Source organism: Acetobacter okinawensis JCM 25146 (assembly GCF_000613865.1).
In the GTDB taxonomy this organism is placed as follows: Bacteria; Pseudomonadota; Alphaproteobacteria; order Acetobacterales; family Acetobacteraceae; genus Acetobacter; species Acetobacter okinawensis.
In genome coordinates this window covers 18,025-28,108 of record NZ_BAJU01000031.1, presented here as the reverse complement: position 1 = coordinate 28,108, position 10,084 = coordinate 18,025, and the positions used below count along the sequence as shown (strand labels likewise).

Genomic DNA, 10,084 nt, shown 5'->3' with positions numbered 1-10,084 from the left:
CGGTGATCGCCCGAGCGAGACTATTTCCTTCAACTTCACCAAGATCGAAACCAAATTCACCCCGATCAAGGAAGATGGCAGCAAGGGCTCTCCGTTCCCCGTCACCTACGATCTCGGCCAGCAGAAGCTAAGCTGATCTGCTTGAGATAATAACCCAAGAAATAATTGACTCGACAACGAGGATAAAGACTATGTCATTTGACAGGTTTATGGCTTTGTTTCCGTTTGGCCGTAAGAAAGTTGACAGTTCTCCGTCTGGCCGTCAGAGATCAGGAGCTATATCTCAGACTGACGGTGAGAGATTTGACCATTTTATGGCTTTGCATCCATCTGGCCGTCAGAGATCAGGGGATATACGTGTAAATCGGACCATGTATTTCTCTGCAGCTCCTAACGGCGCCCTCGAGCAGAAGATACAAGCGCTAACAGACACATCTGCAAAGAAGCACGCTTTTTTAATATTATGTACGCAAGGTTCTAACAAATATTTTGATAGTGGTTTATTTATAGTGCTAGTACAGGCATATCGTGCCATGTATAGCGTTCGTGCAGATGTTAGAGCGTTTGCTAACTTCATTTACGAATGGTGTATCGTCGGTTTGCCCTCTTCTACTTCTTTTTTGGATCCTCCATCGAGCTACAAAGATGTTATTTTAGCTACAAATCTTTCAAGCGAGCTGAAGAACCCAATAAAAGAAACACTGCAGAACATTAATGCCACTGTTCCACAAAATGTTTTTGACGCTGCTTATACAGACATATGCGCTCTCCTGCATAGGAATGGTGTTATTCCAGAGAGTTTGACGTCGTTCAATGGCGGTCTTATGCCCGCCTCGTTACGTCAGTTTATGCCGGATATCAAAAGAGAACTTGAAAAAGCTGGATTTAAGCCAGATGATATTGGAATTTATTAAGTAAAAATTTAATGAGTAGTGATTTGATGGGGCGAGAACGGTAGTGAATATCGAAAATATTGATAATTTTCTGTCTCCTGTAGGGGAAGACGCCCCTACAGGCGATGATATCCGTGGCGACTATTCCGCAACGTCTCTTTATTACAAACTCAGGGATGCCAGGGCTGATGCGCGTGCAGCGGAGCGTGCGGGAGATGCGAACCCTGCTGAAGCTACAACGCCACCCGAGTGGCGTGACGTGCAGAAGCTTGCTTCACAAATCCTTTTGGAAAAAGCGAAGGATTTGGAAGCCGCCGCCTGGTTGACCGAGAGCCTTGTGCGCAGCGACGGTCTGGCCGGGCTGACATTTGGCGCGAGCGTAATCGAAGGCTGGTGGAGCGGTATTGGGACCAGCTTTACCCCATGCCGGATGAAGACGGCATGGAAACGCGCGTGGCTCCACTGACCGGGCTGAACGGTGAAGGGGGTGATGGCACATTAATTCAGCCCCTGCGCAAGCTGGAACTTTTTAAAGACCGTAATGGCGAGCCGGTCATGCTGTTCCAGTACGAACAGTCCGCCGAACTGCAAACCATTGCAGACCCCAAGCGACTTGAAGCACGTATAGAGGCCGGCGTGGTGCCTTACGAGACCATGACTGCGGCCGCCCGTGCCGCCCCGGCCACGCATTATACTGCTATGATGGCTGATTTGCACGCAGCCAAGGCAGCGTGGCGCGGTATGGGTGATGCACTGGACCGTGCCGCCGGGGCCGATGCCCCACCAACCAACCGCGTGGCGGGTGTTCTCGACCAGATCGAGGATTTTCTCACCCGTTATGCCCCCGCAGCATCCGGGCAGGAGAAGGGGGCCGACGTAACGGCGGACGAAACAGTGGCGCAGGCTCCGGTCGGGCAGGCAGCGCCGGCGGGCGTTACCGCACCGCGCCCGCTTGTAACCCGTGAGGATGCGCTGTCGCGCCTTGCGGAAGTTGCCGAATTTTTCCGGCGGGCGGAGCCACAGTCACCCCTGGCTTACACGCTGGAAGAAGCCATCAGGCGTGGACGCATGACATGGCCCGAGCTTGTTGCCGAACTGGTCGAGGATGAACAGGCCCGCAACAACCTGCTCATGCGTCTGGGACTGCCTGCCGCCTCGTGACCTGGGCGGCGGACATGCGGGGGCTTGTCCGGCAGGGCGTTGGCAACCGTGTTTTGGAATTCAAACGTTTTTTGGGATGTAAAATATGAATAGCAGTGTTCACAGCAAGCTGAATCGAGTGCGCAAACCCCGCGTTCACATTTCCTACGATGTTGAAACGGCTGGTGCGGAAGTCGCACGGGAACTACCGTTCGTTGTCGGCGTCATGGGTGACTTCTCTGGCGATCCGGTGCAGCCGCTCCGCCCAATGGCCGAACGCAAGTTCGTGCAGATCGACCGCGACAATTTTGATGACATCATGGCGCGCATGGCCCCGGGCCTGAAGCTGAAGGTGGATAACACACTGGCTAATGACGGTACGTCCATGGCGGTCGACCTTGTGTTCCGCTCCATGGACGACTTTACCCCGTCGCGGATTGTCAACCAGGTGCCCGCGCTGAAAAACCTGCTGGAAACCCGCAACAAGCTGCGTGACCTGCTGAGCAAGGCCGACAGATCTGAGGAACTGGAAAACCTTCTGGAACAGGTCCTGCAGAGCGACAGTGAAATAAAGGCACTCTCCGAACAGCTTGGCATGGACAAGAAGGAAGCCTGATCGATGTCAGAAACACAGAACCAGCCCCAGACTGCCGCCACGACTGAAACAGCAACCGGCCTCAGCTTTCTGGACCAGGTGGTGTCGGCCACCAAGCAGACCGAGCCCGATCACGCCCAGGACCTGGTACGTAACCTTGTCGAGCAGGCACTGACCGGCACTGTAACGTTCGACAAGAACCTGACCCGTACGATTGAAAGCGCGATTGCGGCACTGGACAAGAAAATGTCCACGCAACTCAACGCGATCATGCATGACCCCAAGTTCACCAAGCTGGAAGGAAGCTGGCGCGGGCTGAACTATATGGTCATGAATACGGAAACCAGCCAGAACCTGAAAATCCGCGTGATCAACGCCACCAAGCGCGATCTGAACCGCGACCTGACAAAGGCAGTGGAATTCGACCAGAGCCAGATTTTCAAGAAAATTTACGAAAACGAATTCGGCACGCCGGGTGGCGAACCTTACGGTGCGCTGATCGGTGATTACGAGTGGGTCAACCACCCCGACGATATCGAAACCCTGCGTTTGATGTCGAACGTGGCAGCAGCATCTTTCGCACCATTCATTTCGGCGGCTGGTGCGGGTATGTTCGGGTTCGATAGCTGGACCGAACTGACAAAGCCACGCGATCTGTCTAAGATTTTTGAATCTGCCGAATATGCGAAGTGGCGCGGCTTCCGCGAAACCGAGGATGCGCGCTTCGTATCGCTGGTCATGCCCCGCGTCTTGGCCCGTGTGCCTTATGGTGCAGCCACAAAGCCGGTTGAAGACTTCGATTATGAGGAAGCACCTGTTTCCGCATCGGGGGCTTCGGAAGCGCTTAGCCATGACAATTACTGCTGGATGAACGCGGCCTACGCCATGGGCGTGCGCATGACGACCGCCTTTGCAGAATCAAATTTCTGCGTGACCATTCGCGGGGCCGAAGGCGGCGGCAAGGTCGATAACCTGCCCACGCACCTGTTCCAGTCCGACGATGGTGACATGGACGGCAAGTGCCCGACGGAAGTTGGTATTACCGACCGGCGTGAATTCGAACTGTCCAGCCAGGGCTTCCTGCCGCTCTGCCATTACAAAAACACAGATTACGCTGTATTCTTCGGTGCGCAGACGGTGCAGAAACCCAAGAAATACGACCGTGCAGATGCAACAGCCAATGCCGCCATTTCCGCCCGCCTGCCGTATATCATGGCGTCCAGTCGTTTCGCCCATTACCTGAAGGTAATGGCGCGCGACAAGATTGGCAGCTTCATGGAAGTCAATGAATGCGAACGCTGGCTGAACCGCTGGATCACGAACTACGTATCCGATAACCCCGATGCCGGGGCCGAAACCAAGGCGAAATACCCGCTGCGTGAAGCCCGCGTGGAAGTAAAGGAAATTCCGGGCAAGCCGGGCTCCTACAATGCTGTCGCCCATCTGCGTCCCTGGTTACAGATGGAGGAATTGACCACCAGCATGCGCATGGTGGCCCGCGTTCCCAAGCAGCTGAACACTATTCGCCCGGATGCCACACTTTTCAGGGTGGCATCCCACGCGGAGAAAAGGATTTCATGACCGACCACGACGACAATTCTGACGCAACCATTATCAGGTGCCCGGCTGCCTCCGTACCCGCTGTGTGTGACGATCCCCGGCAGGACAACACCAGCCAGCCGCCGCTACGCGATGCCGTCCTGTCCGGTGCCTTTTTCGGTACCGGACAGGAGGACAACGCTCGGCGCGTTGCCGTCATGCTGACCAGAACGGAGTGTATTCTCGACGCATGGTTCGGTGCTGAATCCCCTGCCTACGTGCCGACACCAGCCTGCTGGCTGCACGTATCGAGCGTGACATCGTAACGCTCGACCGCATGATTGCGCGGCAGTTGGATACAATCGTGCACCATGAGCGCCTGCGTCGGCTGGAAGGGTCATGGCGTGCGCTGGACTGGCTGGCGATTTCGCTCCCGCTCAGCGGGCGGGTCAAGCTCCGCTTTCTCGATCTGACCTGGCACGAGGTCTGCCGCGACCTTGAGCGGGCGGCAGCTTTTGACCAGAGCCATCTGTTTCGCCAAATATACGAGCAGGAATTCGGCATTGCCGGTGGCGAACCCTTCGGTCTACTTGTGGCCGACTATGAAATTCGGCATCGGCCCGGGCCGGGTGCGCCAACCGACGATATTTCAGCCCTGATGGCGTTGTCGGAAGTGGCTGCCGCCGCTTTTGCCCCCCTTGCGATCGGTGCGTCCCCAGCCCTGTTTGGCGTGGATGATTTTGGTGCGCTCAGCGGTGTGCCCGACCCGGTCGCGGTCATGGCGGCGGCGGATTATCAGCGCTGGAAAAAACTGCGCTCCCAAGCCGATACCCGCTTTCTGGCGGTGACACTTCCGCGCGTGACGATGCGTCGCCCCTGGGATGAAACGCTACATCATGCCCGGGGCTTCCGCTACCGTGAGGCACGCGGTTCGGCCGACAGCCGGGTGTGGAGCACTGCGGGCTACCTTGTTGCCGCCTGTGTTATCCGGGCGTTCGAGACATATTCCTGGCCAGCCGACATGCGCGGCTATGACATGGACCGCGAAGGCGGCGGCATGATCGATACGGTGGCCCAGCCTCTGGCATCGGTCGACCCGCCCGAAGGTGCGGGGCGCTCTGCCCTGGACCTGATCCTGACCGACCGCCAGGAACGCGCGCTGGTTGCGGCGGGCTTCATGCCCATCTCGGCCATTCCGTTCGGTGGTGAGCTGCTGATCAGCACCGCGCGCAGCCTGCAACAGCCTGACACGGACTATGTAGGCCCCGAAAGGGGCGAGGCCGTGGCCAATAGCCGACTTTCGGCCCAGTTCAATTCCATTCTCTGCGTGTCGCGGTTTTCGCATTACCTCAAGGTCATGGGGCGCGACATGACGGGGGCGTTCATGACGGCGAACGAAATAGAGGATCGCCTGCGCCGCTGGCTGGCCCGCTACACGACCGCCAATCCCGGCAGCATGGAAACGCTCGCGCTCTACCCCCTGCGGCATGCCGAGGTGTCGGTGTCGGACGACCTTGCCAGGCCGGGTGTTTTTTCCTGCGTTATTCATCTTGAGCCGCATTTCCAACTTGATGATGTCGCTGTCACTTTCCGGCTAATGACCGAACTCTCCGCCCCGGGCAGGGGCTGACCTCCAACACGCGTAACAAGGAGCATTCATCCCATGTCGGATACAACATCTTCCACCACGCCACTGTCTGCCGCAGCGTTTCTTCGTGCCGGGCAACTGAACGACGCCATTGCGGCCGCAACGGCCGCCGTGCGGGCAGCGCCAACCAATATTGGCCAGCGTGTGCTGTTGGCGGAACTACTGCTGTTCAGCGGCAACCTCGAACGCGCTGATGTCATTTTGGATGCGACAGGGCAGATCGAGCCTTCGGTTGCGGTCGTCGTTTCTGAATTCCGGCAGCTTCTGCGCGCGGAAACAGCCCGCCGGCAGGTGTTGACCGAAGGCCGCGTGCCGGAAATTCTCGATACTCTTACACCAGATGGACAGGTATCACTGGCAGCACTGACCGCCCTGCGCGACAATGATACGGTCGGAGCCGCCCGATACGTGTCCGAGGCCGAAACCCTGCGCCCCCACATGACGGGTGAGGCCGATGGCAGCCGTTTTGACGATTTTCGCGATATGGATGACCTGCTGCCCGGCTATATCGAAACACTGACCGTGACCGGAAAATATTTCTGGGTCCCGGTATCACGCATCGAAAGCATGATCTTTCATCCACCCAAACGCCAGCGCGACCTGTTCTGGCGCCGGTGTTCCATGAGCGTTCATGCCGGGCCCGATGGCGATGTTTATGTGCCGGCACTTTACCACACGGCGGGTGAAATGGATGACGCCCACCGCCTTGGCCGCGCCACGTCCTGGGTGGAGGAAAACGGGATTGTTCGCGGCATCGGGCAGCGGCTGTTCCTGATCGGGGAAGAAGACTACCCGATCATGGACCTCCAAACCGTAACGTTCGATACGCCCGCATGAATGACGCAACAATCAACCAGCCAGCCAACGCCAATATTTTCCTGGAGCGGATGCGTGACGCCGGGGCCAGAGTCAAGCTGTCGGTGCTGGACCGGTTGATTGATACCTCCCCTGATAATGAACGCGACCGCCCAATGTCAGCGACCGAAGCCCTATCGGTGCTGCGTACGGCTGTCCGGCGTGATCTGGAGGCATTGCTGAACGGCCACCGCCGGTTTCGCTCCATTCCCCAGCGCTATGCCGCGCTGCGCGCCTCCAATCTGGGTTTCGGCCTGCCTGACTTTGCAGCCAGTGCTCGCAACGCGCAGGACGCACGAGAGGAACTGCGCCGGGAAATCGAAACCACCATCCGCACATTCGAGCCCCGGTTGATACAGGTTTCGGTGCTGGTTCAACCCTCGGACGAACACGGTGCGTTGGTCACATTGCGTTTTCGGATCGAGGCCCTACTTCATGCAGACCCCGCCCCGGAGCCGATTTCTTTCGACACTTCCGTGGATGCGGCGACCGCCAATATCGTGATTTCGGGAGGCCAAGTTGGCTGATTCGCTGCTGCCTTATTTCAACCAGGAACTGACCGCCATCCGTCAGTTAGCTGCCGAATTTGCCCGCACACACCCTAAAATCGCTGGGCGGTTGCGGCTGAGCCCCGATACGGTGGACGACCCGCATGTTGCCCGCCTGCTTGATGGGGTCGCCTTTCTGTCAGCGCGCGTTCATGCCCGTCTGGATGATGAATTCCCCGAACTGACCGACACGCTGCTGGATATTCTCTACCCCCATTATCTTGCTCCGTTTCCGTCATGCGCCATTGCGGAATTCGTTCCCCGCCCGGAAACGACCACGCCTATCGAAATCGCCGCTGGCTTCGAACTGGAAACGGAAGCCGTACGGGGACAGTCCTGCCGCTACCGCACAGCCGCCCCCATGACATTATGGCCGGTGCGTATTGAATCCGCGCACCTGTCCAGCCAGCCTTTTGCCGCCCCCCTGAACCCCCGAGCGGCTGGCGCTGTGGCCGTGCTGCGGCTGGTCGTTACGACGCTGAATGCCGATATGCCTTTCAGCACGCTGGGTATGGACCGTTTGCGCCTGTTTTTCCGTGGCGAAGGGCCTTCCGCGCTATCGCTGTATGAGCTGCTGGCCGGACATACGCTGGGTGTCGCACTGGCAACCTCGCCGCAGGATGGCGCACCTGTCTGCCTGGGGCCAGATGCCATACAGCAGGTAGGCTACGCGGCGGAGGAAGCCCTTGTTCCGTGGTCGGGGCGGGGCTTTGCCGGGTTCCGTCTACTGAGCGAGTATTTCGCGTTCCCGCAGAAATTCATGTTTCTGGACCTTTGCGGGCTGGGCGCACGCACGATGGTGCTTGATGGCAGCCGACTGGAAATTTTCCTGTATCTCAATCATTCATCGGCCGAACTGGAACGCACGGTCGATGCCGACATGATCGCGCTGGGCTGTGCGCCTGTGGTCAATCTGTTCCATCAGCGCTGCGAACCCATGCCGCTGGACCATACTACGACCGATTACCGTGTCTTGCCCGATGCCCGGCGTGCCAAGGTGACCGAGGTGTGGGAGGTCACGAATGTCACCGAACTGCGTCAGGATGGCACGTCCAGGCCCTTCCAGCCTTTTTACCGGATGGCCGCCCCCCACGCCCCGCACACGGAAGACACACCGTCCTACCGTATCGCCCGGCGCGAAGCGGGCGAAGGACTGGGCGGCACAGACAGCTTCGTGAACATATTCGACCCCGCCTTTGATCCCACACGGCCTTCCGACAGCGTTCTTTCGGTCCAAGCCTTGTGTTTTAACCGGGATCTGCCGACGGAACTCCCCTTTGGCGGTGGCCACCCGCTTTTTCGCCAATTACAGCCCCATGGCAGTATTCAGGACGTGCAGTGCATTGTCCCACCCACACCAACCCTGCGGCCCGAACGCCGGTCACGTGGTGCGTGGCGGCTGATTTCGCACCTCTCACTCGGTCATTTCTCCATTACCGGCGAAGGCGAAGGTGCCGCATCGTTGCGCGAGGTGCTGCGGCTGTACGATCTGGTCGACACCGCCGAAACGCGCGCCGCGATCGAAGCGATTGTGGGCGTTCATGCAACCCCCGGTGTTGCGCGTGTGCAGGGGGCAAAGCTCGGGGCGTTCTGTCGCGGGCTGGATGTGGAACTGGAACTGGATGGCCGGGCCTTCCACAGTGGCAGGCTCTATTTGCTGACGGCTGTTCTGGCGCGGTTCATGGCGTTGCACGCCAACATTAACTCCTTTGTCCGAACCACGCTGCGCCTGCGCGGCAAAACCGAGCCCGAAGCCCGTTTTCCGCCAATGGCTGGCGCACGGGCGTTGCTGTAGGTTCTGGCAATGGCACACACCAACACCCCCGCTGGCACCCTGCATGCAGAGCCCCACCTGTTCACGTTCGATGCGGCGGTGCGGCTGATGCGCGCAGTCACGGCCCGAACGGGTGCGCGAACGCTCCGCTTCGATACGCCGTCCAGCCTCGCGCCCCCTACGCGGGAGGTCGTATCGGTCACCCTGCCGAGGGACGGTAAACCTGCGCGCCTGACAACAGCCATTCTGGGCCTGACCGGTCCTTCGGGCGAGATGCCGCGCTGGTATACGGAACTGCTCAACCAGGTCGAACGGCAGAAATCCCATGCGCTGGCGGATTTCGTCGGCATGCTGGCCCAGCCTGCCCTGTCTGCCTTTGCTGATGCAGGCTCCAAGTACAGGCTGCATTATTCGGCGGAACAGGCGCAATGGTCCAACCGTGCTGAACCTGTTGGCACCGCCGTTCTGGCTCTGGCGGGCTTTGATACCGCGGCAGGCAAAAGACTGCCGTTCAGCACTGACCTGTTGCGGCATTACGCGGGGTTTTTCTCCTCCTACCCGCGTTCGGCCACACGTTTGGGGGCCATGCTGTCCGATTTTCTGGGTCGCCCGGTGGCGATTGATGAATTCGTGGGGGCCTGGCTTGCGATACCGGCTGACCAGCGCACACGCCTTCCCGTAGGGCGGCAGACCGGAGCATTCTGTGCCTTGGGGGTTGATGCCGTTATCGGACTGCGCACCTGGGACCAGCAGGGGCGCTTCATCCTGCGGGTGGGACCACTCTCACGGCAGGATTTCGAGGCCCTGCTTCCAGACCGTCCCGGGTTGATTGCGCTTATCCACCTGACCAGGGCTTATGTCGGCCCGGATGTGGATTTCGCGATCAATCCCGAACTGGACGCCCGTGAAATTCCTCCTTTTCGTCTCGCGGGGGGCGAGGGGCAGGACACACCGCCCCGTCTGGGCTGGACAACCTGGCTCCCTTCAGCAACCGATGCCCTACGGGGCCGCGAAAGTATCGGCGATGCCCTGTTCGGATCGTGGCTTGTGAAGGCAGGCAGGCCATGACCCGACTTTTGACATAGCAAGCTC

The 10,084-nt window shown here is 58.9% G+C and carries 10 protein-coding genes and 1 pseudogene; all 11 read left to right on the top strand.

Going from position 1 to position 10,084, the window contains the following annotated elements:
- The first annotated feature begins 191 nt into the window (after window positions 1–191).
- The 11 genes and pseudogenes from JCM25146_RS22110 to tssG all read left to right on the top strand — a co-directional run bounded on the left by JCM25146_RS22110 (window position 192) and on the right by tssG (window position 10,060).
- Entirely contained in the window at window positions 192–914 is a 723-nt protein-coding gene (locus JCM25146_RS22110; RefSeq protein ID WP_148299070.1) for a hypothetical protein, read from the top strand.
- 43 nt (window positions 915–957) lie between these two features.
- A pseudogene (locus tag JCM25146_RS24010) lies at window positions 958–1,310 on the top strand (type VI secretion system ImpA family N-terminal domain-containing protein); the annotation flags it as partial.
- Between the two features lie 6 nt (window positions 1,311–1,316).
- Entirely contained in the window at window positions 1,317–2,054 is a 738-nt protein-coding gene (locus tag JCM25146_RS19100) for a type VI secretion system protein TssA (protein WP_242401090.1), read from the top strand.
- A gap of 85 nt (window positions 2,055–2,139) precedes the next feature.
- The gene (tssB, locus tag JCM25146_RS11615; RefSeq protein ID WP_025828113.1) at window positions 2,140–2,649 is read left to right on the top strand and encodes a type VI secretion system contractile sheath small subunit; all 510 of its coding nucleotides are present in this window, start codon (window positions 2,140–2,142) and stop codon (window positions 2,647–2,649) included.
- Window positions 2,650–2,652: 3 nt separating this feature from the next.
- Window positions 2,653–4,209, top strand: a complete 1,557-nt coding sequence (gene tssC / locus JCM25146_RS11610) for a type VI secretion system contractile sheath large subunit (protein WP_025828112.1) — start codon at window positions 2,653–2,655, stop codon at window positions 4,207–4,209.
- The gene (locus JCM25146_RS22105; protein WP_148299069.1) at window positions 4,206–4,493 is read left to right on the top strand and encodes a hypothetical protein; all 288 of its coding nucleotides are present in this window, start codon (window positions 4,206–4,208) and stop codon (window positions 4,491–4,493) included. The genes tssC (JCM25146_RS11610) and JCM25146_RS22105 overlap by 4 nt, the downstream gene beginning before the upstream one ends.
- A gap of 11 nt (window positions 4,494–4,504) precedes the next feature.
- On the top strand, window positions 4,505–5,797 hold the full coding sequence (gene tssC, locus JCM25146_RS19095) for a type VI secretion system contractile sheath large subunit (RefSeq protein WP_148299068.1): 1,293 nt from the start codon (window positions 4,505–4,507) through the stop codon (window positions 5,795–5,797).
- Between the two features lie 33 nt (window positions 5,798–5,830).
- Window positions 5,831–6,652 carry a type VI secretion system accessory protein TagJ gene (locus JCM25146_RS11600; protein ID WP_025828110.1) on the top strand — a complete coding sequence of 274 codons (822 nt, stop codon included), beginning with the start codon at window positions 5,831–5,833 and terminating at the stop codon, window positions 6,650–6,652.
- On the top strand, window positions 6,649–7,197 hold the full coding sequence (tssE, locus tag JCM25146_RS11595) for a type VI secretion system baseplate subunit TssE (protein WP_051544216.1): 549 nt from the start codon (window positions 6,649–6,651) through the stop codon (window positions 7,195–7,197). The genes JCM25146_RS11600 and tssE overlap by 4 nt, the downstream gene beginning before the upstream one ends.
- Window positions 7,190–9,013: a type VI secretion system baseplate subunit TssF gene (gene tssF / locus JCM25146_RS11590; RefSeq protein ID WP_025828107.1), complete on the top strand. Its 1,824-nt coding sequence runs from the start codon at window positions 7,190–7,192 to the stop codon at window positions 9,011–9,013. Before tssE ends, tssF begins: the two co-directional genes overlap by 8 nt.
- A gap of 9 nt (window positions 9,014–9,022) precedes the next feature.
- On the top strand, window positions 9,023–10,060 hold the full coding sequence (gene tssG, locus JCM25146_RS11585; RefSeq protein WP_025828106.1) for a type VI secretion system baseplate subunit TssG: 1,038 nt from the start codon (window positions 9,023–9,025) through the stop codon (window positions 10,058–10,060).
- Window positions 10,061–10,084: the final 24 nt, after the last annotated feature.

Excerpts from the sequence above, each read along its gene's own strand:
- JCM25146_RS22110 (WP_148299070.1), top strand. The coding sequence starts at position 192 with ATGTCATTTGACAGGTTTATGGCTTTGTTTCCGTTTGGCCGTAAGAAA.
- JCM25146_RS19100 (WP_242401090.1), top strand. The coding sequence starts at position 1,317 with ATGCCGGATGAAGACGGCATGGAAACGCGCGTGGCTCCACTGACCGGG.
- tssB (WP_025828113.1), top strand. The coding sequence starts at position 2,140 with ATGAATAGCAGTGTTCACAGCAAGCTGAATCGAGTGCGCAAACCCCGC.
- tssC (WP_025828112.1), top strand. The coding sequence starts at position 2,653 with ATGTCAGAAACACAGAACCAGCCCCAGACTGCCGCCACGACTGAAACA.
- JCM25146_RS22105 (WP_148299069.1), top strand. The coding sequence starts at position 4,206 with ATGACCGACCACGACGACAATTCTGACGCAACCATTATCAGGTGCCCG.
- tssC (WP_148299068.1), top strand. The coding sequence starts at position 4,505 with ATGATTGCGCGGCAGTTGGATACAATCGTGCACCATGAGCGCCTGCGT.
- JCM25146_RS11600 (WP_025828110.1), top strand. The coding sequence starts at position 5,831 with ATGTCGGATACAACATCTTCCACCACGCCACTGTCTGCCGCAGCGTTT.
- tssE (WP_051544216.1), top strand. The coding sequence starts at position 6,649 with ATGAATGACGCAACAATCAACCAGCCAGCCAACGCCAATATTTTCCTG.
- tssG (WP_025828106.1), top strand. The coding sequence starts at position 9,023 with ATGGCACACACCAACACCCCCGCTGGCACCCTGCATGCAGAGCCCCAC.